This is a genomic window from Kitasatospora sp. NPDC051853 (genome assembly GCF_044452665.1).
Taxonomy (GTDB): domain Bacteria; phylum Actinomycetota; class Actinomycetes; order Streptomycetales; family Streptomycetaceae; genus Kitasatospora.
In genome coordinates this window covers 1-23339 of the sequence record NZ_JBITBY010000020.1, presented here as the reverse complement: position 1 = coordinate 23339, position 23339 = coordinate 1, and the positions used below count along the sequence as shown (strand labels likewise).

At 73.4% G+C, this 23339-nt stretch carries 17 protein-coding genes; 4 read left to right on the top strand and 13 right to left on the bottom strand.

All coding sequences use genetic code 11. The annotated features are described in order from the left end of the window. Window positions 1-594: 594 nt before the first annotated feature. Window positions 595-1908: an alpha/beta fold hydrolase gene (locus tag ACIA8O_RS38020; RefSeq protein ID WP_396298642.1), complete on the top strand. Its 1314-nt coding sequence runs from the start codon at window positions 595-597 to the stop codon at window positions 1906-1908. Between the two features lie 203 nt (window positions 1909-2111). On the opposite strand, the gene ACIA8O_RS38015 is transcribed toward ACIA8O_RS38020, so the two are convergent. Then, window positions 2112-4004, bottom strand: a complete 1893-nt coding sequence (locus ACIA8O_RS38015) for a DUF4192 domain-containing protein (protein WP_396298641.1) — start codon at window positions 4002-4004, stop codon at window positions 2112-2114. A gap of 218 nt (window positions 4005-4222) precedes the next feature. Here ACIA8O_RS38015 and ACIA8O_RS38010 point away from each other — a divergent pair, with 218 nt between their 5' ends. Together ACIA8O_RS38010 and ACIA8O_RS38005 are read left to right on the top strand one after the other, a co-directional pair. Beyond that, the gene (locus ACIA8O_RS38010) at window positions 4223-6454 is read left to right on the top strand and encodes a DEAD/DEAH box helicase (protein ID WP_396298640.1); all 2232 of its coding nucleotides are present in this window, start codon (window positions 4223-4225) and stop codon (window positions 6452-6454) included. 430 nt (window positions 6455-6884) lie between these two features. Next, a complete protein-coding gene (locus tag ACIA8O_RS38005) occupies window positions 6885-7490 on the top strand; it encodes a hypothetical protein (RefSeq protein WP_396298639.1) in 606 nt (201 codons plus the stop codon). 142 nt (window positions 7491-7632) lie between these two features. Here the strand turns inward: ACIA8O_RS38005 and ACIA8O_RS38000 are convergent, their stop codons facing one another. Continuing rightward, entirely contained in the window at window positions 7633-8016 is a 384-nt protein-coding gene (locus ACIA8O_RS38000; protein WP_396298638.1) for a hypothetical protein, read from the bottom strand. Window positions 8017-8357: 341 nt separating this feature from the next. Next, the gene (locus ACIA8O_RS37995) at window positions 8358-9041 is read right to left on the bottom strand and encodes a ribonuclease HII (protein ID WP_396298637.1); all 684 of its coding nucleotides are present in this window, start codon (window positions 9039-9041) and stop codon (window positions 8358-8360) included. Between the two features lie 106 nt (window positions 9042-9147). On the opposite strand from ACIA8O_RS37995, the gene ACIA8O_RS37990 reads away from it, so the two are divergent. Continuing rightward, a protein-coding gene (locus ACIA8O_RS37990) for an IS5 family transposase (RefSeq protein WP_396298690.1) occupies window positions 9148-9977 on the top strand; the annotation gives its coding sequence in 2 pieces (ribosomal slippage) (window positions 9148-9496 and window positions 9496-9977; 831 coding nt in all). 278 nt (window positions 9978-10255) lie between these two features. Here the strand turns inward: ACIA8O_RS37990 and ACIA8O_RS37985 are convergent. The 10 genes from ACIA8O_RS37985 to ACIA8O_RS37940 form a co-directional block, all read right to left on the bottom strand. After that, the gene (locus ACIA8O_RS37985) at window positions 10256-11803 is read right to left on the bottom strand and encodes a DUF4153 domain-containing protein (RefSeq protein WP_396298636.1); all 1548 of its coding nucleotides are present in this window, start codon (window positions 11801-11803) and stop codon (window positions 10256-10258) included. 389 nt (window positions 11804-12192) lie between these two features. After that, window positions 12193-15309, bottom strand: a complete 3117-nt coding sequence (locus tag ACIA8O_RS37980) for an Ig-like domain-containing protein (protein ID WP_396298635.1) — start codon at window positions 15307-15309, stop codon at window positions 12193-12195. Between the two features lie 112 nt (window positions 15310-15421). Beyond that, window positions 15422-16321, bottom strand: a complete 900-nt coding sequence (locus ACIA8O_RS37975) for a carbohydrate ABC transporter permease (RefSeq protein ID WP_396298634.1) — start codon at window positions 16319-16321, stop codon at window positions 15422-15424. Then, window positions 16318-17316, bottom strand: coding sequence for a carbohydrate ABC transporter permease (locus tag ACIA8O_RS37970; protein WP_396298633.1), 999 nt, complete (start codon window positions 17314-17316; stop codon window positions 16318-16320). The genes ACIA8O_RS37975 and ACIA8O_RS37970 overlap by 4 nt, the downstream gene beginning before the upstream one ends. A gap of 141 nt (window positions 17317-17457) precedes the next feature. Continuing rightward, window positions 17458-18813, bottom strand: coding sequence for an ABC transporter substrate-binding protein (locus ACIA8O_RS37965; RefSeq protein WP_396298632.1), 1356 nt, complete (start codon window positions 18811-18813; stop codon window positions 17458-17460). A gap of 245 nt (window positions 18814-19058) precedes the next feature. Next, on the bottom strand, window positions 19059-20273 hold the full coding sequence (locus ACIA8O_RS37960) for a cytochrome P450 (protein WP_396298631.1): 1215 nt from the start codon (window positions 20271-20273) through the stop codon (window positions 19059-19061). 74 nt (window positions 20274-20347) lie between these two features. After that, window positions 20348-21592: a cytochrome P450 gene (locus tag ACIA8O_RS37955; RefSeq protein WP_396298630.1), complete on the bottom strand. Its 1245-nt coding sequence runs from the start codon at window positions 21590-21592 to the stop codon at window positions 20348-20350. Further along, window positions 21589-22215 carry a GTP-binding protein gene (locus ACIA8O_RS37950; protein ID WP_396298629.1) on the bottom strand — a complete coding sequence of 209 codons (627 nt, stop codon included), beginning with the start codon at window positions 22213-22215 and terminating at the stop codon, window positions 21589-21591. Before ACIA8O_RS37950 ends, ACIA8O_RS37955 begins: the two co-directional genes overlap by 4 nt. Continuing rightward, window positions 22196-22564 (bottom strand): DUF742 domain-containing protein, encoded by a 369-nt coding sequence (locus tag ACIA8O_RS37945; RefSeq protein ID WP_396298628.1) that lies wholly within the window; start codon window positions 22562-22564, stop codon window positions 22196-22198. The genes ACIA8O_RS37950 and ACIA8O_RS37945 overlap by 20 nt, the downstream gene beginning before the upstream one ends. Continuing rightward, a complete protein-coding gene (locus ACIA8O_RS37940) occupies window positions 22561-22971 on the bottom strand; it encodes a roadblock/LC7 domain-containing protein (protein ID WP_396298627.1) in 411 nt (136 codons plus the stop codon). Before ACIA8O_RS37940 ends, ACIA8O_RS37945 begins: the two co-directional genes overlap by 4 nt. Window positions 22972-23339: the final 368 nt, after the last annotated feature.

Genomic DNA, 23339 nt, shown 5'->3' with positions numbered 1-23339 from the left:
TTGCTCGTGCCGTCGGCCGGGCGGCCCGTCGGCAGGCCGGCCGGAGCCGGGGTCGGTGGAGCGCGGCGCTCCCCCGCGCCGGGCTCCGCTCCAGGTGTCCTGGCCGTACCGTCCGGCCGGACACCACCGCGGCGGTGCGGACGGGCACGACCCCGACAGGGCCGTCGGTGCGGACCGCCGACGTGCCGGGCGTCGGCACCGGGACGGCTGACCGTCCACGGACGGGGCCGTCGTGCGAGGACGTACCCGGGCAGGGCCCACCCGGGACGGCCACGGCGCCGGCCACACGTGGCCGGCCGGGACCGGCAGTCGCGGGCGCCGCCCAGCAGATTGAACGCACCGCCCCTCCCCCAGGTCACGCCGTACCGGTCCGTCGACAGGTCTTCCCTGGTCAGCCGCTCCCCGCACGTCCCCCGGCGGTGCGGACGGCAGTGGCGCCCCGCGCGGTGTCGGCGCGGCTCGCGCCGGCCGGTCCGCCGTCCGGTTACTCCCTGCCCGCGTCAGGATACGGTGCGGGGGCAACGGCGGGCGCACCGGGAACACCGTGGACGCCCGCCGCCGCGCGTCTGTGACCAGCACGTACCGAGGAGTTGTATGTCCACCCCCAGCCGGCTGCCCGGGACCGTCACCACCGACCACGTCTTCCAGGTCCCGCTCGACCACGAGGCGCCCGAGGGAGAGCGGATCGAGGTGTACGCCCGCGAGGTGGTCGCCTCCGGCCGCGAGCACGACGAGCTCCCGTGGCTGCTCTTCCTCCAGGGCGGGCCCGGCGGCAAGGCCAACCGCCCGATCGGCCGGGACAGCTGGGTCGACCGCGCCCTGGACGACTACCGCGTGCTGCTGCTCGACCAGCGCGGCACTGGCCGCTCCACCCCCGCCACCCGCCAGACCCTGGCCCGGCGCGGCGGCCCCCGCGAGCAGGCCGAGTACCTGGCCCGCTTCCGGGCCGACTCGATCGTCCGGGACGCGGAGCTGATCCGGCGTCAGCTGCTCGGCGAGACCGGCCGGTGGAGCCTGCTGGGGCAGAGCTACGGCGGCTTCTGCACCCTCACCTACCTCTCGATCGCCCCCGAGGGCCTGCGCGAGGCCTTCGTGACCGGCGGGCTGGCCGGGCTGCGCAGCTCGGCCGAGGACGTCTACCGGGCGGCCTACCCCCGGACCGCCCGGAAGAACAAGGCGTACTACGCGCGCTACCCGCAGGACGTGGCGGCGGTGCAGCGGATCGCCGCCCACCTGGTCGAGCGGCCGGCCGAGCTGCCGGACGGCGGGCTGCTCACCGTGCAGGCCTTCCAGGGTCTCGGAATGCTGCTGGGCACCGGCGGTGGCGCGCACGTGCTGCACTACCTGCTGGAGGAGGCCTGGGTGGAGGGCGTGGAGGGCCCGGTGCTCTCGGACACCTTCCTGGCCGGGGTGCAGTCGCACCTCTCCTTCGCGCAGGGGCCGCTGTACGCGGTGATGCACGAGTCCATCTACGGGCAGCGCTCGGTGGACGCCGGCGGGACGGAGTGGGCGGCGGAGCGGGTGCGCAAGGAATTCCCCGAGTTCGACGCCGAGGCGGCGCTGAGTGCCGGTCAGGCCGTGTACTTCACCGGGGAGATGATCTACCCCGCGCTGTTCGAGACCGACCCGGCACTGCGGCCGCTGCGGGAGACCGCGCAGCTGCTCGCCGAGCGGACGGACTGGCCCGACCTCTACGACCCGGCCCGACTGGCGGCCAACCAGGTGCCGGTGGTGGCGGCCATCTACCACGACGACATGTACGTGGACACCGCCGACTCGCTGGCCACGGCGGACGCGGTGGCCGGCACCCGCGCCTGGGTCACCAACGAGTGGGAGCACGACGGGCTCCGGGTGAGCGGCGGCGCGGTGCTCGACCGGCTGATCAAGATGGCGCGCGGGGAGATCTAGGGGCTGGAGGACGTGCCCCCGCGCCGGCCCCGGCACGGACAGCCCCGGCGCGGACGGCCGTGACGGGGCCGCGCCGGGAAGGGCGGCCGGGGGCGGGGAGGGACGGCGCGGCGCCGCCGGCCGACGTGCGGGCGGGCCGCGGTGCCCGCGCGCTCCCGGGGCGGGCCGGTCCTGGCCGGACCGGCCGCCTCGCTGACGCTCCGTCATCCGGAGTGCCCTGCCCGGCGGATGCGGGCCGCCGGCTCGGCCTGGCGGTGACCGGCCGCTCCGTCTCCTGGCACCAAGGGCTGGCCCGGGGCGGCGCCGAGGTTGCGACCGCCGTGGCGGCGGCCCTTCCGGCGGGTCTGGCGCGGCGGTTGACGGGGCGTCCGGCGTGCCCCCTGCGGCTCCTCGCCCGGCTCCGCGGCTCCAGCGGCGGAGCCCTGCCGACCGGCACGGCCCCGGGATGCTCCCCGGTTCTGCTCACGGCCCTGCCCGCGGGCCGGGCTCGGCGGCTTCCCGGGGCCGCCGCCCCTGCGGCCGCCATCCTCGGCCGGCTCCGCGCCCTCGGCCGGGGGCGGCCGCTCCCCGCGCGGCTCCGACGGCTCGTCAGGACCGGCCGCACCGTGGCCAGCCCACTGCCCCTCGTCCTCCTCGGGAGTCGCCGCTCCGGCGGTCGCCCGACCGCCTGCCCCGCGCGATCCCGGCACCGCTCCGGGGCCGGGCCCCGGCGCCGATCCGGGCCCCGGCGCAGACCCTGCTCTGCTCCCTGCCCCCGCTCCCGCCCCCGCGCCTGCCCCGGGGATCCGCACCCCGTAGAGCCCCAGCCCGTCACCGGCCGTGCGCTGGAGCCCGGCCAGCTGCTGCCGGGCCAGGCGCTCCCGGCGGACCCGGTCGAGCAGCTCGCCCGGGTGGAGGCCGCCGTTCAGCGATTCGTAGAGCAACTGCGCCAGCGTGTACGCCTGGTCGAGGTCGAGCACCCTGGCCAGCACCACCCTGGCCGTGGCGGTGTCACCGGCCAGCCAGGACGTCCAGGCCAGCAGGGTGAGCGGCGGGGCGGCGTAGTGCTCGAAGGGCGGGACGCAGTGGCGGGCCAGGTAGCGCCACAGGCGCTGGGCCGGGACCAGCTCGTCCGGCTCGGCGTACTCGGCGCCGCGGTCCCGGGCCAGCTTGTCCTGGAGGCCGACCAGCAGGCGGGCCGTCCGGGCCGGGGCGAGCTCGCGGGCCCCGCCGGCGAAGTCGGCCAGGGCTTCGGAGAGCAGCCCGGCGGTGTGCTCCAGGACCGCGAACCGGCCGCCGGGCCCGGCGAGTTCGCCGATCAGCTCGGGGCCGGCCAGCTCGAGGGCCTCCCGCTGCGCGTCGTCGCCCGGCGGGCCGATCGGGGCGAGGGCGGCGGCGATCGCCTTGCGGCTGCCCCGGGGTGCGACCCCGGCGTAGGCCGCGGCGGCCGCGATCGGGCTGGGCAGCCGGATGGACCTGATCGGCACTCCGGCCGGATCGCAGCAGCCCGCCTCACCGCAGAGGAAGGACCACCACCTCCCGTCCGAGACGCACAGGGACTCCTTCACCGTGACCCCGGCGGCCCGGAACTCCTGCGCCAACTGCTCGGCCAGCGGGCGCAGCAGGGCCACCACTCCCGGGCCGTCCAACGGCTCCACCTGCTCCGCCGACGGACCGTCGGGAGGGCCCGGCTCCGCGGGCCCCTCTGCCCCCGGCGGCCAGACCCGGTCGAAGCCGGGCGCGCCCCGGGAGAGCAGCAGCGGGGGCGGCGGCGAGGAGGGCGGCCGGGCGGTGCCGGGCGGATCGGCGGCGTCCCGGCAGAGGTAGAGGAGCACCTGCTCGGGACGGCGGTCCCGCTGCTCGGAGAGCCCGACCAGCAGCCGGGCGGTGTCGGCCGCGACCGTCGGCCACGTCGCCGGGTCGGCCGGGATGTCGAGCCGGATCACCCCGCCCTGCTGGAGCGTCGGCCCCTGGAGGCCGACCGCGACGATGCTGTCGTCGGGGAAGAAGCCGAGCAGGTAGGGGAGCATCTCGGCCATGTCGGCCGGGCCGCGCATCCGGAGCGGGAGCTGACCGGAGAGCGGGGCGGCGGACTGGATGACGTGTTCCTCGTTCATGTCCGGAAGCGTCCCGCGCGAAGGGTGCCGACCCCGGCGAAGAGCTCTTTCCTGTGGAAAACTCCGGGGGGTCAGCATCTGCTCACCCGTTCGGATCAGTCGCATATCGCACCAAAAGGGACAAGAGTCCCTCACTTGGATGATGTGCTGATGAACCGACATGGGGGCCTCGTCACCGCTGTTCGCGGACTGTCGCTCCGAGCCTGTATCCATGAGCCATGACCCAGCCGCCGCAGCACCCCTCCACCGCCACCGACCACCCCGGGGCCCCGACGACGGACCGCGCCGCCGTCCGGGCCCGGGCCGAGGCCGTGCTCCGCGAGCTGGCCGGCCCGGCCGCCGTCCTGCGCGAGGACCAGTGGCTGGCCATCGAGGCCCTGGTGGTCGACCACCGCCGGGCGCTGGTCGTGCAGCGCACCGGCTGGGGCAAGTCCGCCGTCTACTTCATCTCCACGGCGCTGCTCCGGGCCAGGGGCGCCGGGCCGACGGTGATCGTCTCCCCGCTGCTCGCCCTGATGCGCAATCAGGTCGACTCCGCCGCCAAGGCCGGCATCCACGCCCGCACCATCAACTCGGCCAATCCGGAGGAGTGGGACGACATCCAGGCCGAGGTGGCGGCCGGCCAGGTGGACGTGCTGCTGGTCAGCCCCGAGCGGTTGAACAACCCCGACTTCCGCGACCAGGTGCTGCCCAAGCTGGCCGCCTCCACCGGCCTGCTGGTGGTCGACGAGGCGCACTGCATCTCCGACTGGGGCCACGACTTCCGCCCCGACTACCGCCGCCTGCGCACCATGCTGGCCGAGCTCTCCCCCGGCGTCCCGGTGCTGGCCACCACCGCGACCGCCAACGCCCGGGTCACCGCCGACGTCGCCGAGCAGCTGGGCACCGGCGGCAGCACCGAGGGCTCCGACGGCACCGCCCTGGTGCTGCGCGGCCCGCTCGACCGCGAGAGCCTCGGCCTCGGTGTGCTCGACCTGCCCGAGCCCGCGCACCGCCTCGCCTGGCTGGCCGACCACCTGGCCGAGCTCCCCGGCTCCGGCATCGTCTACACCCTCACCGTGGCCGCCGCCGACGAGGTCACCGCCTTCCTCCGCCAGCGCGGCTACCCGGTCGCCTCCTACTCCGGCCGCACCGAGGACGCCGAGCGCCGCACCGCCGAGGCCGACCTGCTGGCGAACAGGGTGAAGGCCCTGGTCGCCACCTCCGCCCTGGGCATGGGCTTCGACAAGCCGGACCTCGGCTTCGTCGTCCACCTCGGCTCGCCCGGCTCCCCGATCGCCTACTACCAGCAGGTCGGCCGCGCCGGGCGCGGGGTGGACCGGGCCGAGGTGCTGCTGCTGCCCGGCCGCGAGGACGAGGCGATCTGGCGCTACTTCGCCTCGCTCGGCTTCCCCGCCGAGGAGCAGGTGCGGCGCACCCTGGACGCGCTGGCCGAGGCCGGGCGTCCGCTCTCCACCGCGGCCCTGGAGCCCCGGGTCGACCTCCGCCGGGCCCGCCTGGAGACCATGCTCAAGGTGCTCGACGTGGACGGCGCGGTCCGCCGGGTGCGCGGCGGCTGGACGTCCACCGGCCAGGAGTGGACGTACGACGCGGCCCGCTACGCGAAGGTCGCCGAGTCCCGCACCGCCGAGCAGCGGGCCATGCGGGAGTACGCCACCACCGACGGCTGCCGGATGGAGTACCTGCGCCGCCAGCTGGACGACGAGCAGGCCGCCCCGTGCGGCCGGTGCGACAACTGCACCGGGCGGCGGCGCTCCCCCGAAGTGTCGGACGAGGCCATGGCCGCGGCCCGGGCCGCCCTCGGACGGCCGGGCGTCAGCTTCGAGCCGCGCCGCCTCTGGCCGACCGGCATGGAGGCGATCGGGGTGCCGCTCAAGGGCCGCATCCCGGCGGGCGAGCAGGCCGAGACCGGCCGGGCCCTCGGCCGGCTGTCGGACATCGGCTGGGGCACCCGGCTGCGGAGCCTGCTCGCCGACGACGCCCCGGACGGGCCGGTCCCCTCCGAGGTGCTGGACGCGATGGTCAGCGTGCTCGCCGACTGGGCGCGCGGCCCGGGCGGCTGGGCCGGCCCGGAGGACGCCGAGGGCGGGAGGCCGGCCCGCCCGGTCGGCGTGGTCACCATGGACTCGGCCCGCCGCCCCCAGCTGGTGGCCTCCCTGGGCGCCCGGATCGCGGAGGTCGGCCGGCTGCCGCTGCTCGGCCGGGTCTCCTACGCCGAGGGTCGCCCGCCGCACGGCCCGCGGAGCAACAGCGCCCAGCGCCTCCACTCCCTGGCCGGCGCCCTGGTGGTCCCCGAGGAGCTGCAGCGGGCGATCACGGCCAACCCCGGCCCGGTCCTGCTGGTGGACGACCTGGTCGACTCGGGCTGGACGGTCACCGTGGCGGCCCGCCTGCTCCGCCGGGCCGGGGCGGGCCCGGTCCTTCCCCTGACCCTCGCGGTCCAGGCCTGAGCCACACGGAGGGAGCGCTGCGGAGAGCGCCGCGGAAGGAGTGAGGGAAGTGGGAGGAGTGGAACGAGCCTCAGGCACCCGGACCGCACCGCCCTGACCAGCGGGGCCGGTCGGGAGGACGGGCACCGAGGGGCAGGAGGAGCGGAGGGGGCGTGGCAGCCCCCTTGCCCGGCGGCCGACCTGACGACCCGTGACCGCGAACCTGACAGATCCGACCCTCCGTCAGCCGAATGGCAGTCAGCCCGAGGTGGAATATATCCGGCAGACCATAGGCATTCGGGCGGCGTTCGTCATTTCATCGTTGCCGCTCAGCCGTTCTGACCTGAGAATTGGGAGGTACCCATAGCCCGGTCCGGTGGACCCGGCCTTCGGCGTACGCAGATACCCGCCTGCCCCGCGACACGCGGGCGACGGGCCGGGAAGGAGGATCGTGATCAGCGGCAGCGACCGACCCCGGTTCTCCCGGAGACGCACGCTCGACCTCGAGGGCTGGGCGGAGGCCGACGTCCCGCTGCTCCGCGACCCGCGCGAGTTCGTCTCCGAGCTGCACCAGCGTCACCTCCCGCAGCCGGGCACCACGGTGGTCGCGGTGCTGGACGCCCTGCACCAGGTCACCGCGTCCGCCTCGTTCCCCGCCCGCCAGCAGGTCCAGGACGGCTGGCAGCACCGGAACGAGATCCTCTCCCACCTCCGGCTGGTCACCCCGCACGACCTCCGGCTGGCCCGGCCCAGCAGGACGGCGGTCCTGCTGCGCTGCCGCGAGGGCGCGCCGGGCTGGACGGAGCAGGACGGCGCGTGGATGTGGGCCCTGCGCGACGCGGCCGCCCTGCACGGACTGCGCTGCGGCTCGTACATCGCGCTGACGCCGACCGGCTGGCAGTCCCTCGGGGACGGCCGCCACGGCCGGACGCCCAACTCGGCCTCCTGGAGCGAGGGCCCGGTGCACACCGTCACCGAGCTCGCGCCGCGCTCCACCCGCAGCCACCCGGGTCAGGTCGCCCCGGTCAGCCCGCTGCGCCGCACCGCGACCGGCTGACGCCCCGGGGCGGACGGCCGGCCGAGGGAACATCGAACGGCACCGCACACGACAACGGCCCGCGCACGACGGTGGTCCCCGGTCCGCGAAACCACTGGACCGGGGACCACCACCGTCAGCACCGAAGTACCGACGGAACGGCTCAGACGCCGACCGGGCTCTTCGCCTCGGAGAACAGCGGCCCGACCACGGCGGCCTCGCCGCAGACGACCAGCAGCTCGCCGGCCAGCGCCTGCGCGCTCCGGGCGGCCGCGGCCAGCAGCTCCCCGCCCGCCGAGTTGGCCACCAGGACCACCACCGGACGGCCGACCGTCCGGCTCGCCGCGGCGTCGGCGTAGAAGACGTCACCGCCCTCGGTGAGCTGCGCCCAGTAGCGCTCCTCGCCGAAGGTGAGTTCGTGCTGCTGCCAGGGGTGGTGCTCACCCACCGTCAGGACCAGGACCGTCTCCGGCCCGCGGCCCGACTCGAGCAGCCGGTCCACGGTCTCGTCGGCGCGCTCGACCGCGTCGCGCGCGGTGGAGGGCACCAACTGCACCGTGGCGCCCGGCTTCCGGGACGCGGCGCCCGGCGGCGGGCCGGGCCGGGGGCCGGGCTTGGGAGCCGGACGCGGCCCGGGCAGCGGGACGGACCGGGTGGGAGCGGCGGACGGGACACCAGCGGACTGGGCATCAGGCATACGGGGGGAAGACTCTCGCGGGAGGGGGACACCGGGGCCCGGGACACTCTCGTGGATCTCCGGCCCCACGCGCACGTGGTTTTCCGGATCCTCGGGGGAAACAGGCATGACCCGATGTCTATCAAATGGCGGTCGAACGCGCACGGGCGCCCCACCAGTTGGGACCGAGTGGTCATCCACCCGACACCGTGTCAGAAGCCCAGCGTCAGCTGCTCGTCCTGGGGCTCGGGCTCGCGGACCCGCTTGAGGTGGCTCCACCGCGGCAGCGCGTCCATGTAGGCCCAGGAGAGCCGGTGGTGGCGGGTCGGGCCGTGCTCCTCCAGCGCGGCGCGGTGCACCGGCGAGGGGTAGCCGGCGTTCTCGGCGAAGGCGAACTCCGGGTACTCCTCGCCGAGCTCGGCCATCATCGTGTCCCGCTCCACCTTGGCGAGGACCGAGGCGGCGGAGACGCAGATGCAGGACTGGTCACCCTTGATCACGGTGCGGACCCGCCACGGACCGCCGAGGTAGTCGTGCTTGCCGTCGAGGATCACCGCGTCCGGCCGGACCGGAAGGGCCTCCAGCGCGCGCACCGCCGCCAGCCTCAGCGCGGCGGTCATGCCGAGTTCGTCGCACTCCTCGGGCGAGGCGTGGCCGAGCGCGTAGGCGGTGACCCACTCGGCGAGCAGCGGGGCGAGTTCGGCCCGGCGCTTCTCGGTGAGCAGCTTGGAGTCGGTGAGCCCGGCGGGCGGCTTGCGCAGCCCGGTGACCGCGGCGCCGACGGTGACCGGCCCGGCCCAGGCGCCCCGGCCGACCTCGTCGAGCCCGGCCACCAGCTGGGCGCCCGCCCGGCGCAGCGAGCGTTCGACCGAGTGGCTGGGCGGGTCGTACGGCATGGCAGGTCCTTCGGTTCGGGGCGGCTCGACGGAGACCAGCCCCGCGCACCGTCCAGCCTAGGTGGTGTCGTCAAAGTGATCTTGATTAGTGGATCATGGTGGGGTGATACGTCGTCATGAGCTGTCCGATGCGGAGTGGGCTCTGGTCGGTCCGTTGCTGCCCAGGTCCGTGACGGGGCGTCCGCGTCTGGACGACCGGACGGTGCTGAACGGGATCGTGTGGAAGTTCCGGACCGGGGTGGCCTGGCGGGACGTGCCCGAGCGGTACGGGTCGTGGGCCACCCTGCACACCCGCTTCCGCCGCTGGGCCGCGGACGGCACCTTCGAGCGGATGCTGCGCACCGCGCAGGCGAAGGCCGACGCAACCGGGGACATCGACTGGCTCGTGTCGGTCGACTCCACGATCGTCCGCGCCCACCAGCATGCCGCCGGAGCCCGCAAAAAGGGGCCCACGACCAGGCACTCGGACGCTCCCGGGGCGGTCTGACCAGCAAGATCCACCTGGCCGTGGACGGGCTCGGCCGCCCGCTCGCCTTCGTCCTCACCGGCGGGAACACCAACGACTGCACCTGGTTCACCACCCTCATGGACGCCATCCGCGTTCCCCGGACCGGGCCGGGACGCCCCCGCACCCGGCCCGACCACGTCCTGGGCGACAAGGGCTACAGCTCCAGAGCGATCCGCACCTGGCTGCGGCAGCGCCACATCACCCACACCATCCCCGAACGCGCCGACCAAGTGGCCAACCGCCGACGGCGCGGCAGAGCGGGCGGACGCCCGCCGGCCTTCGACAAGAAGCTGTACCGGCAACGCAACGTCGTCGAACGCTGCTTCAACCGGATCAAGCAATGGCGCGGCCTCGCCACCAGGTACGACAAGACGGCCAAGTCCTACCAGGCGGCCGTCACCCTCGCGGCACTACTCATGTGGGCATGACTCCTTTGACGACACCGCCTAGGACACTCCCGGCGGCCCCCGGGACGACCACGAACGCGCGAGGAGCCCTGCGGGAGGCCGGCCAGGAATCAGCGGAAGGCCGCCAGGAGCCCGGCCCCCACGACCGCCATGACCACCACGGGAACGACCGCCGCAGAAACGATCACCGTGGAGACGACCGCCGCGGAAGCAACCGCCGCAGGAACGACCACCGCGGAAACGACCGTGGACGTGCCCCCCGGCACGCCCACGGCAGTCCGTCCCGATCCCGCAGGCTCCTACGGCAGTTCCTCACCCATCGGGTAGCGGCTGGTGCTGCACCGCGCCTTCAGGTCCACCGGCCGCTCCCGCAGCAGCTGCTGCGCCCGGCTCTCCGAGAGGCTGGCCGCGTACCAGGGGGTGTCCCGCCCGTCGAGCGATTCGGCGAGGTACTGGAGGGCGCAGGTCCGCCGGTCCGCCGGCAGCCGGTCGAGCGCCGGGACGGCGTCGGCGGAGAGGCTGCTGAGGTAGTCGAGGTCGATGGTGCCGAGGCGCTCGAAGCGGGCGACGTTCTGCTCGGCGATCAGCGCGTCCGGCCGGACCAGGCCGAAGACCGCCACGCCGGCCACCGCGCTGAGCGCCACGGCCCGGGGCAGCAGCCGCGCGACCGAGGCACCGGCCAGCACCGCGGCCAGCACCAGCAGGAAGACCACGCCGAGCCAGAGCTCCGCCGCCGTGACCGTCACCCGCAGCCGGGTCAGCCCGAAGACGTCGACGTACCGCTGCATCCGGTAGTACGCGGAGGCGACCACGACCAGGGTGAGCACGCAGAGCAGGCCGACCAGGCCCTTGGCCAGCAGCCGGTCGGAGGCCGTCTGCCGGGGCGCCCAGCGCTGGGCCAGCGCCACCACGGCGAGGGCCAGCACGGTGACCCAGAGCAGCTGCCAGAAGCCCTGCCGGGCGTACTCGGCCGGCACCAGCCCGGGCTTGCTCATCACGGCCTCGTAGCCGCCGAAGAAGACCACGGCCTGGATGGCGACGAAGGCGCCGAAGAGCAGGTTGAGCGCGACCATCGGGAGGGCCCACTCGGTGCGGCCGCGCTCGCGGCCGGGTCCGACCGGGAGCCGGTCGAAGCGGCGCGGGGCGGCGGCGAGGTGCGCGGCGGCCAGGGCGACCGCCACGCCGACGCCGAACAGGAAGACACGGAACGGGAGTTCGCCCAGGTCGAAGCTGGGCACCAGCTCGTCGACCAGCTCGCCCACCGCCGCGTCGGCGCTGGCGAACAGCGCGCCGAAGACCAGCAGCAGCAGCCCCGTCACCACCACCGACTTCACCAGCGGCACCGCCCTGGAGCGCGCCGAGGACGGGAGCGAACGGCCCTTCAACCCCCGGGCCGCCCACGGCAGGGCCGTGAAGAAGTGCGGCAGGAGCCAGATCGGGCCGAGCAGTACGGCCGCCCACCGGGTGCCGCCGTGCAGGGCCAGCGAGGCCGCCCCGACCGCGGCCACGAAGGCCAGGAAGCTGGGCCAGCCCGCATCGCTCAGCACCGGCACCAGCAGCAGCGCGAAGGCCGACACGCCCCAGACCACGGTCCACGGCCTGGCCCGCCGCCCGCGCGCCACCGCGGCCGAACCGGCCGCCACGGCGGCGGCCAGCGCGACCAGCAGCAGGTTCACGCCCACGCCGTCGCTCAGCACGGTGGCCGCGACCAGCCCGCTCAGCAGGACCCCGAGCAGCACCCGCCCACCGGGCGGGGCCGGCCGCTCCGGGGCGGTGCCGGTGTCCCAGAGCGGCTTCGGAGCGGGCTTCGGCGGTGCCCACACGTTGGCGCCGGGCTGCCGCGGCACCTGCTGCCCCCCGGCACCCCGCACCGGACCGGCCGGCTTCGGGCCAGGCGCACCAGCAGCGGGCGCACCGGCACCGGACGCACCGGCAGCGGCCGGCTTCGGCACCTGCTGCCCGGCGGCCTTCTGCCCCGGATCTTGTGAACCAGCGTTGGACGGAGTGGACATGACGCTCCCTCGGAGTTCGACGGGCACGGCGCGACACCCCTCAGGGATGCCGCGCCGTGCCCGAGACTCCTGGAGACTATCCACCCATCTGAACAGGTTCAAAACCCAGGCGCCTTCTGTCACTGAGCTGTGACAAAGCCTCAGGCCCCGCCTCAGTGCGTCAGCGTGTCAGTACACCAGTACGTCGGTACGTCGGTACGTCAGTACGTCAGTACGCCAGCGCGTCAGTACGTCCCGTACAGCGAGTACGACAGCGAGGTCCGGTTCGCCGGCCCGAAGCTGCCGGGCCAGGTGCCGAACGGCACCGCCGCCCCCTGGTACGCACCGTCCCCGAACGACCCGGCGCTGTAGTGCATGTTGTTCAGCGCCGGCCCGGTGCCGTTGGTGTTGTAGACCAGCCAGTACGCCGTCCCCGCCGCCAGCGTCACGTCCACCGGCAGCGAGTTCCACGAGTCCGCCGTCAGCGTCCCGGCCGCGGTGCTGACCACCAGGTTGCCCGGCACGCCGCCGGCGTCGCTGTAGACCGCCATCTGGAACTGGTTGTTGGGTGCCGCGCCGACCGACCCGACGTGCACGCTGAGCTGCTTGAGGGTCACCGGCGAGGAGCCCGTGACGATCCGGCTGCCGTTCAGGTGGTTGGCGTCGTTGTCGTCGGTCTGGACGCCGATGTCGGCGTTGCCGATGGTCAGCGGCGGCGGTGCGGCCGTGGTGAAGGAGATGGTGTACGGCGCGGCCAGCGTGTTGCCGGCCACGTCCCGGACGCCCTGCACGGTGGCGGTGTAACCGGTCGTCACCTCCAGCGGTGCGGACGGGGTGAAGAGCACCCCGCTGGTCGTGGAGTCGTACGACACCGTGCCGCTCACCGCCGCGCCACCGGCGGTCGGGACCACCGTGACGTCGGTCTGGCCGACCGAGGAGCCGTCCAGCGGCTCGCTGAAGGCGAAGCGCAGCGCGTTCTGCCCCGGCACGTTGACGGCGCCGTTGGCCGGGGTGGTGCCGGTGACGGTCGGCCGGGTGGTGTCCTGGCCGTAGGTGGCGGTGAAGGAGCCGACGTTGCCGTTGAAGAAGGCGTAGTTGACGCCCTTGACCGTCTCCACCCGGTAGGGCACCGTCACGCCGCCCTGCTTGATCCCGAGCAGGGTGCCACTGGCGGCCTGCACCGGCAGCATCGCCCGCAGGCCGTTGACCCCGCCGGTGATCGAGAAGGAGAGCGTGGTGCCGTTCCAGCTGATCCCGCTGAAGGCCGAACCGTTGCGCCCGTCCAGCCAGTTGAGCAGCTGCCGGCCGGAGACCACCGGCGCGCCCTTGGCCTTGGCCGCCGCCACGATCTGGTCGGCGGTCTGCGAGGGGGCGAAGTCGGTGTGGATGTTGGCGGTCAGCGCGGCGTAGTAGCCCTGGGCGCCGTAGGCGGCGTTCAGCAGGGTGTTGACGGTGCCGGGGTAGGACTGGCCGGACTCGTCGGTGAGCTGGGTGGTGGCCTGGTAGACGTCGATGACGCTGCCGTCGGTGTCAGCGAACTTCATCGGCAGCCCGGTGCCGTTGAAGTAGCCGGGCCGGTCGTTCACGAAGGCGGCCGGGTAGTAGTAGTAGTCGTGGTCCATCCGGATGCCGTTGGCCAGCTTGGTCTTGGCCTGGGTGGCCCAGTCGTCCCACTCCACGCAGTGCGTGCGGCTGCTCGAAGGCGTCGGCAGCGCCGGGTACTTGGTCTTCCAGGCGTTCAACTGGCTGCTGTACATGGACTGCAGGTTGGCCGCGGTGCCCCACGGGCGGCAGTCGGTGGTGATGTGCGAGCCGACCTCGAAGCCCTCGTCGGAGTAGGCCTGCGCCTGCGCGGCGGTCAGCGGGCCGCCGCTGTAGAGGTAGGAGGAGGCGCGCACGCACTCCCAGTCGGCCACCTTGCAGCCGGCCGGGCTCTGCGAGATGAAGCTGTCCCAGCGGCCGGAGGTGCCGCCCACGCCGTGGTCGTCACCGGTCATCACCACGACGGCCTTGACGTCCCGGGGGAAGTACCAGAAGCGCGGCAGCGGGGCCTTGGAGAGGTTCATCCGGGTCACCAGGTTGGCGAGCAGGCGCTGCTGCTCGTCGGCGATCGGGATCAGCGCCTTGTCGAGGTTGTTCCAGTTCGCCTGGCCGGTCTGGCCGAAGAACATCTCGCTGGCCTCGTAGCCGTCCACGCCGTCGCGCTGCTGGCCGGCCCAGGCGGCGTTGCCCTGCCGGGTCTGCACCACCGAGCGGGCCAGGTCGAAGGTGAACGCGGCGGCCTGGCCGCTGCCGGCCGCCCGGAGCGAGACCGCCGGGTTGGTGGTGGCGGTGGAGACGTCGCTGTAGAGGCTGGCCACCGCGGTCGCGCCGTTCAGCGCGTACCGGTCGGCGGTGCCGTGGAAGCCCATGGTGTCGGCGGTCAGCCCGGCACCGGGGGCGGCCGAGGTGTCGATCTTCAGGTAGGTGTCCGCCAGCGTGTCCGGCGTGGCGGTCAGGCCCAGCAGCGGGGCCAGCTTCTTGTCCGGCCGCATCGCGATCAGCCGTCCGCCGCCGTTGGTCCAGGTGGTGAACATCGAGACCTGGGCGTCCGTCAGGGCGGTCTCGCCGAGCAGCACCAGGCTCTGCTGGGTCAGCATCAGGCTGTTCACCTGCGAGAGGTCCACGGTCTTGAAGCTGTTCAGCCCCTCGGCCTTCAGGATCTCCGCGAGGTACTTGGAGTACGGGTTGGCCGCCGTGGTGACCAGCAGCACCGGCCCGCTGGCGCCCGGCCCGGCGCCCGGCGTCCAGACCGGCGGGTTGCCCGGCGTGTAGGTCGCGTGGATCGAGAAGTCCAGGCCGGTGTTGGTGGACGCCCCGAAGCTGGACGGCCAGCTCCCGTACGGGGACGAGGAGTTGCTGTACGCGCCCTTGCCACCGGTGGAGTAGCGCAGGTTGTTCACGGCCTGGCTGGAGCCGTTGCTGTTGTAGGCCAGCCAGTAGGCGGTGTTCGGGGTCAGGGTGGCCGAAACCGGCAGGGTGTTCCAGGAGTTGGCGGTCAGCGTGCCCGCCGCGCTGTTGGCCAGCAGGGTGCCCGGCTTGCCGCCGGCGTCACCGTACACGGCCACCTGGTACTGGTTGTTGGGCGCGGCGTCGACCGCGCCCACGTACACCGAGATGCTGCTGACCTGCCCGCCCTTGCTGCCGATCACGTAGCGCGAGGCGTTCAGGTGGTTGGAGTCGCCGGAGTCGGTGGCGGTGCCCGTCGTGGTGTTGCCGAGCTTCGCCGTTGCGTCCAGGGCGGACGCGTTGGTCGGGGTGGCCAGGCTGGCCGCCGCGAGCAGGGCCACCAGTAGGCCCGAAAGTCGTTCTCTGTACCGCACGCACTGCCCCCAGGTCTGTCAACGGCGAAATGCCGCCACCTGTGTACCGGGTGGAGCGGGCGCATGTCCGCAGAATCCACACATTCCTGCGCCATGACAGTTCGTCAGCCGGTCAACCCTTGACAGAACCGGCCAACAGGCCCCGTACGAAGTACCGCTGCAGCGCAAAGAACACGGCCAGCGGGACGATCAGCGAGAGGAACGCACCGGCCGTCAGCAGCTCCCAGCGGCCGCCGAAACTTCCCGACAGCTGGGCCAGCCGCACCGTCATCGGAGCCACCTCGGCCAGCCCGCCGGAGAAGGTCAGCGCGACCAGCAGGTCGTTCCAGACCCAGAGGAACTCGAAGATGGCGAAGGAGGCCAGCGCCGGGGTGCAGAGCGGCAGCACGATGGAGCGGAAGATCTTGAAGTGCGAGGCGCCGTCCACGATCGCCGCCTCCATCAGGTCCCTCGGCAGCTGGGAGACGAAGTTGTGCAGCAGGAAGGTGGCCAGCGGCAGGGCGAACATGGTGTGCGCCAGCCAGACCGGCACGTAGGTGTCGCTCAGGTTCACCGCCGGGATGACGGTCACCGAGCCCAGGTGGGCCCCGCCGGAGAACAGTTGGAGCAGCGGGATGAGCGCCATCTGCAGCGGCACCACCTGCAGCGCGAAGATCACGAAGAAGACCGTGTCGCTCCCCTTGAACCGCACCCAGGCCAGCGCGTAGGCGGCCATCGAGGCCAGCACCAGCGGGAAGACGGTGGCCGGGACGGCGATCGCCAGCGAGTTGACCAGGAAGGGCATCAGGCCGTTGCTGTTGCCGAAGCCGCCCTCGAACAGCACCGCGTGGTAGTTCTCGAAGCCGACCGACGGATCGGAGAACACCTCCCACCAACCCGTGGTCGCCACCTGCTGCTTGGGTCGCAGCGAGGTGACCAGCAGGCCGAGGGTGGGGATGGTCCAGAGCACCGTCACGGCGATCACGAAGAGCGAGCCGAGCGGCCCGCCGAAGGCCTTGCGCACGGACTTCACCTGGTCTCACGCTCCTTGCGCAGCTGGACGATGTTGTAGGCCACCAGCGGCAGCACGGCCAGGAAGAGGATGACCGCCAGGGTGGAGCCGCGGCCGACGTCGAACTGGACGAAGGACTGCGAGTACATCTCGTTGGCCAGCACCTGGGTGCCGAAGTTGCCGCCGGTCATGGTGCGGACGATGTCGAAGGCCTTCAGCGTGGTGATCATCACCGTGGTGAGCACCACCACCAGGGTGGTGCGGATCATCGGCACGGTGATGTCCTTGAACAGCCGGAAGCCCTGCGCCCCGTCCAGCCGGGCCGCCTCGGTGACCTCGTCCGGGATGGCCTTGATCGCGGCCGAGAGCACCACCATGGCGAAGCCGGTCTGCACCCAGACCATGACCGCCATCAGCAGGAAGTTGTTCAGCGGCTGGCTGAGGATCCAGTTCGGCGGGTCCTCCCAGCCCAGCGAGACGGCCAGCTGGCTGAGCAGGCCGATCTGCGGCTGGCCGGCCCCGCGGGACTCGTAGACGAACTTCCAGATGATGCCCGCGCCGACCAGCGAGACGGCCATCGGCAGGAAGATCAGCGACTTGTAGACCGCCTGCCAGCGCATCCGCTCCACCAGCAGGGCCAGCACCAGGCCGAGGCCGGTGGCGGTGAGCGGGGCGACCAGCAGCCAGAGCGCGGTGTTCAGCAGCACGCTGTGGATGGACTCGGTGGTGAACGCCCAGGCGTAGTTGTCGAAGCCGGTGAAGCGCGAACTGTCCGAGTTGTAGAGGCTCAGGAAGAGCGTGCGGACCAGCGGGGCGACCAGGCCGACGACCAGCAGCAGCACGGCCGGGCCGAGCATCACCGTGATCGCCAGCGGTCTGCCGAAGCGGCCGCTCGCCCGGCCGGCGGCGAAGAAGACCACCAGCAGGATGCCCAGGAAGCCGGCCACGGCGCCCAGGCTGTTGCCGAACTTGATCCCGGCGTCGGTCCACGCGGAGGCGGCCAGGCCGACGGTCATTCAGATGTCCTTCCTCGGCGGTCCATGGACGGAGCGGACTGGGCAGGTCGCGGGCGTGGCGAGAGGGCGAGAGGGTGAAAGGGGCGCGAGGAAGGTGAGGGCGGCGCGGGCGGGTGGACCCGCGCCGCCCGTGACGGCGGGCTACTGCGGCCAGGCCGCGTCGATGTCCGCCGCCACCTTCGGGATGGCCTGTCCCTCGGCGAACCAGGCGGTGAGCGCCTTCCACTCCGCGCCCGCGCCGACGGCGGCGGGCATCAGGTCGGAGGCGTCGAACCGGAAGGTCGCCGCCGGGTCGGTCAGCGCGGCGGCCGAGAGCTGGTCGATCGGGTCGGTGTAGAGGCTCTTGTCCACGCCCTGGTTGGCGGAGACCCAGCCCTTGGAGACCTTGACCCGGCTGCTGGCCCACTCGCTGCTGGAGAGGTAGTTCTGCACCGCCTGCACCTCGGGCCGGTTGCTGAACGCGGCCAGGAACTCCCCGCCGCCCTCCACCGGGCTGGGCACCGCCGGGTTCACCGCCGGGAAGCGGAACGCGAAGATGTCGCCGTCCGGCCCGACCGCCGTGCCCTTGGGCCACTGGGCCGCGTAGAAGGAGGCCTGCTGGAGCATGGCGCACTTGTTGGTGAGGATCGGCGCCCCGGCGTCCTGGAAGGTGGTGGTGGCGATCGACTTCACGTCACCGATGCCGCCGTTCACCCAGGCCGGGTTCTGCATCCAGCCGGCCACCGTCTGCATCGCGGCGGTGATCTTCGGGTCGCTGAACTTCACCTGGTGGCTGACCCACTGGTCGTAGACCTCACCGCCGTGGGTGCCGAGCACGACCTCCTCCAGCCAGTCGGTGGCCGGCCAGCCGGTCGCGGTGCCGGAGCCGATGCCGCCGCACCAGGGCTTGGTGGAGCCGGAGCCGGCGATCTTGTCGCTCAGCGCCGTCAACTCGGCCCAGCTCTTGGGGACTTCGTACCCGGCCTGCTTGAAATACTTGGGCGAGTACCAGACCAGGGACTTCATGTTGGCGCTCATCGGGGCGGCGTAGAAGGTGCCGTTGACCGAGCCGTAGGTCTTCCAGACCGGGCTCCACCTGGCCTGGTTCGCCTCGGTCTGGGCCGGCGGCTTCACGACCTTTCCGGTCTTCACCATCTGCGCCAGCAGCCCGGGCTGCGGGATGATCGCGAAATCGGGGGCGTTGCCGCCGGTCACGCGCACCTGGAGCTGGGACTCGAAGTCACTGGAGCCCTCGTACGCGATCTTGATCCCCGTACAAGAACTGAACTCGGCCCAGGACTTCTCCAGCGAGTCCGACTCCGGGCTGAGGATCGAGGCGTACATGGTGACCTTGGTGCCCGAGTGCCCGGCGTACGCCTGGTACTTGGCGCAGTCGCCGGTCAGCGGGGCGGCCGAGCCGCCGCCACCGCCGCCCGAGGAGGAGGAGTTGGAGCAGGCGGCCGTGAGCGCGAGCAGCAGGGCGGCCGGAACGGCCAACTGCCGGGGGCGGAGCGTCATCGGCGGCCTCCGGTCGCGGTCAGGGTGGTGGTCAACGAAGTCCTCCTAGCCAGGGCATGACATGCCAGCGGTGGGACGAACAACACTGCGCTGTACCGGAATCCGTGCGCACCCGGGGGTCGGGCTGGCTCGAAGACGTTAACCCAAGCGGCATCCCCCGCCAAGGTGTGCGTTCGACCTTCATCGGCCGGTGCCGCAGTCGTGACCTGGCCGTGTCGCCCGGCCGGGTCACGACTGACGGCCGGTCAGAGCAGGACCGGCAGCTCCCGCAGCGAGTTGAGCACCATCGACGGGCTCGGCCGCAGCTCCTCGTCCGGCACGGCCAGCCGGAGCCCGGGGAAGCGTGCGAACAGCGCGGGCAGCGCGATGCCCGCCTCCAGGCGCGCCAGCGACGCCCCGGGGCAGACGTGCGGCCCGTGGCCGAAGGAGAGGATCCGGGACGGCTCCCGGGTCACGTCGAACACCTCGGCGGTGACGCCGTGCTGCGCCGGGTCCCGGCCGATCGCGTTGTACGAGACCAGCACCGCCTCGCCGGCCGGTATCACCACGTCCCCGTACGCGACGTCCTCGGTGGTGAAGCGGAACAGGAAGTTGGAGGTGGGCGGGGTCCAGCGCAGCGACTCCTCCACCACCGCGGCCCACTCGACCTCACCCTTGCGGACCAGCTCCAGCTGGTCCGGATGGGTGAGCAGGGCCCGGACGGCGTTGGTGATCAGGTTGACGGTGGTCTCGTGCCCGGCCGCGATGATCACCCGCAGGGTGGCCGCCGCCTCCTCGTCGGTGAGCGCGCCGCCCTCCACGTCGGCCGCCAGCAGAGCGGTCGTCAGGTCCTCCCCCGGCTCGGCACGCCGACGCGCCACCAGGTCGTTCACGAAGGCGTTCAGCCCGGCGATGATGGCGGGCACCTCGGCCGGGTCCTTCACGCTGCTGAAGAAGCGCTCGTACAGGTCCCGGATCCGGGCGTGGTCCTCGGCCGGGACGCCCAGCAGGGTGCCGATCACGGTCATCGGCAGCGGGAAGGCGAAGACCGTCTTCAGGTCCACCTCGGGGCCCAGCTCCCCCACCCGGTCGAGCAGTTCGGCGGTCATCCGCTCGATGCCCGGCCGCATCGCCTCCACCCGGCGCGGGGTGAAGGCCTGCGTCACGATCGAGCGCAGCCGCCGGTGCTCGGCCCCGTCCGTGGTCACCATGGAGGGCCCCGGCACCGCCAGCCCGATCAGCGGCCAGGTCTTCGGCACCTCGCCGCGCTGGTACGCGGCCCAGTGCCGCGCGCTCTTCACCAGCCGCTCGTCGGTCAGCAGCGCCCGGGCGGCCTCGTGCCGGGTGACGGCCCAGCCGCGCACCCCGCCCATCAGCTCGACCGGCACCACCGGGCCGGCGGCGCGCAGCAGCGCGCCCTCGGCGGCGTTGTCGGCGGCCAGCGGGTCCATCGGGATCGGGGTGATCGGGGCAGTGGTCATGCTTCCTCCGGTGGTTCGGGGGTCTGGGGGACGAGGGGGACGGGTGGAGGGAGCGGGACGGGCCTGACGCCGGGTCAGCCCGCGTAGCCCGGGGTGAAGGCCACCGGCAGTGCGACCAGTGCGCGGACCCAGGCGGACGGCCGCCAGACCAGCGCCGACTCGGTGACCGCCAGCCGCAGGTCGGGCAGCCGGTCCAGCAGCACCTCGATCGCCGTGCCGGCGATCACCTCGGCGGTCTCCTGGGCCGGGAACGGGCAGCTGTGCGGGCCGTAGGAGTAGCTCAGGTAGGCACGGTTGCCCTCGGCCGCGGCGCCGTCGGCCTGCCGCACCGAGGGGTCGGTGTTGGCCCCGGCGATGCCGAGCAGCAGCATGTCGCCGGCGGCGATCCGCTGGCCGCCGAGCTGGGTGTCCCGGGTGGCCCAGCGCCCGGCGAAGATCTGCGTCGGGGTGTCCTCCCAGAGCGCCTCGGAGAGCGCCTGGCCGATCGAGCGGCGGCCGCCGGAGAGCGAGGCGGCGAAGCGCTCGTCGGTGAGCATCAGGCGCAGCGCGTTGGAGATCCAGTACGCGGACGGCTGGTGACCGGCGATCAGGATCACCCGCAGGTCGCGCATGACCTCCTCGTCGGTCAGCCCGGCCTCGTGGCCGATCAGCCGGGAGGTGATGTCCGGGCCGGGCTGCTCGCGCTTGCGCAGCACCAGCCCCAGCATCACGTCGAGCAGCCGCTGCGCGCCGGCCTGGGCCTCGGCCCCGCCGTCCAGCATCGCGACCAGTCCGCCGATCAGCACCGGCGCCTCGTCCTCGTCGAGGCCGAGCATCCGGCAGAGCACCAGCAGCGGCAGCCGGTGCGCGTAGTCGGTGACCAGTTCGGCCTCGCCCTTCCCGGCGAAGCCGTCGATCAGCCGGTCGGCCACCTCCTCGCAGTACTGCTTCAGCTCGTACTGGTCCACCGCCGCCAGCGCGTCGGTGATCGCGGCCTTGCGGCGCTGGTGCTCGGCGCCCTCCGCGTAGAGGATCGACGGCACCGGCGCCATCATCGGCTTCAGCGGCCAGTCCGCCGGGATGTCCGGCCACTGGTTCCACCGGCTGGAGTCCCGGCCGTAGACCTTGGGCTGACTGGTCATCAACTGGAGCTCGCGGTAGCCGATCACCAGCCAGGCCGGCACTCCCCCGGCCAGCTCCACCGGGGCCACCGGGCCGTGCTTCGCGCGCAGCTCCTGGTAGACCCCGCGCGGGTCGGTCTGGAACCGCGGGCCGTACAGCGGCGCCGCGTCGGCGTGGGCCGGGCAGCCCGGCGGAGGGGTGTGCGCGGGCTCGGTCACGGGGTCTCCTCGTACGCTCTTTCGGCCAACTGCTGGATGTGGCGGACCAGTCCGATCAGCACCTGTTTGCCGGACTCCCGGTCACGGGCGTCGCAGTCCACCAGCGGGACGTGCTCGGGCAGGTCGAGGGCGGCCCGCACCTCGGCCAGGCCGTGGCCGGGCGGGCCGAAGTTGTTGCGGGCCACGATGAACGGGGTGCCGTGCTGCTCCAGCCGGTCGATCGCGTACCAGGACTCCTCCAGGCGGCGGGTGTCGACCAGCACCACCGCGCCGAGCGCCCCGCTGAACAGCCGGTCCCAGAGGAACCAGAACCGCTCCTGGCCGGGCGCGCCGAACAGGTAGAGCACGTTGCGCTCGTCCAGGGTGATCCGGCCGAAGTCGAAGGCCACCGTGGTGGAGCGCTTGGAGGCGACCAGCGAGGGGTCGTCCACGCCCTCGCCGGCCCGGGTCATGGTCTCCTCGGTGTTGAGCGGGCGGATCTCGCTCACCGCGCCGACCAGGGTGGTCTTGCCGACCCCGAAGCCGCCGACCACCACGATCTTCAGACCACTGGCGGCGGTGGGGCTCAGCGGGGCGACCGCCCGCGCCCGCAGCAGGGCCCGGTCAGAGCCGTTGGAGTCCATTGAGCACCTGCTTCAACGTGTCGAGGTCGGGCAGCCGTGCCTTGCTGGGCACGAACCGGGGGTGCCGGGCGGTGATCCGGCCGCCCTCCAGCAGGTCACCGAGCAGGATCTTCACCACGCTGACCGGCAGGGCGAGTTCGGCCGCCAGCTCGACCACCGCGGTCGGGGAGGCGGCCAGCTCCAGGATCCGGGCCAGCTCGGACTGCATGCCGGGCGCCGGCTCCTGCTCGGCGACGATCAGCGTCACCAGGTCGAAGGCGTCCGTGGGCGGGCGGCTGCGGCCCCGGGTCACCGTGTAGAGCCGGTCCGGCGAGTCGTCCGGCCCGGGGACGGCCCTGGCGGCGCTCATGCCGAGGAGGTCGCGCGGGCCGGGGAGGTCAGGTGGATGCCGATCTGCTCGACCAGGCCGTGCATGTTGTGGCCGACCACGCCGACGTCGGCGCTCTCCTCGGCGACCACCGCGAGGTGGGCACCCTCACCGGCCGCGACGATGCACAGGATGCCGCCGTGGAACTCGGTCATCGACTGCCGCACCCCTCCGGTGCGGTCGCCGAACTCGATCGAGGCACCGTGCGCCAGGCTCTGCAGGCCGGAGGCGATCGCGGCCAGCTGGTCGGCCTGGTCGACCGTCAGGCCCGAGCTGTGGCAGAGCTTGAGGCCGTCGGCCGAGAGCACCAGGGCGTGCCGGGTGCCGGGGGTGGAGGCCAGCAGGTTCTCCAACAGCCAGTCGAGGTCGCGATCGGTGCTGCTGCTCATCGGAGGTCGTCCTTCGGGGAGGCGTCGTCGGTGGTGGCCGCTGTGGTGGCGGCCCCGGTCTCCCCGGCCGGCGTGGCGGTCGGCTCGGGGGCGGTCTCGGGAGCGGGCGCGGGGGGGGGGCCGCCCGCCGGGGGGGGGGGGGGGGGGGGGGGGGGGGGGGGGGCGGCGGGGGGGGGGGGGGGGGGGGGGGGGGGGGGGGGGGGGGGGGGGGGGGGGGTGGGGGGGGGGGGGGGGGGGGGGGGGGGGCGGGGGGGGGGGGGGGGGGGGGGCGGGGGCCGGGGGGGGGCGGAGCGCGTCGAAGGCCGGGGCGGTGGCGGGGAGTTCGTCGCGGAAGAGCTGACGGCCGCTCAGGGTGATGGCCCGCGGGG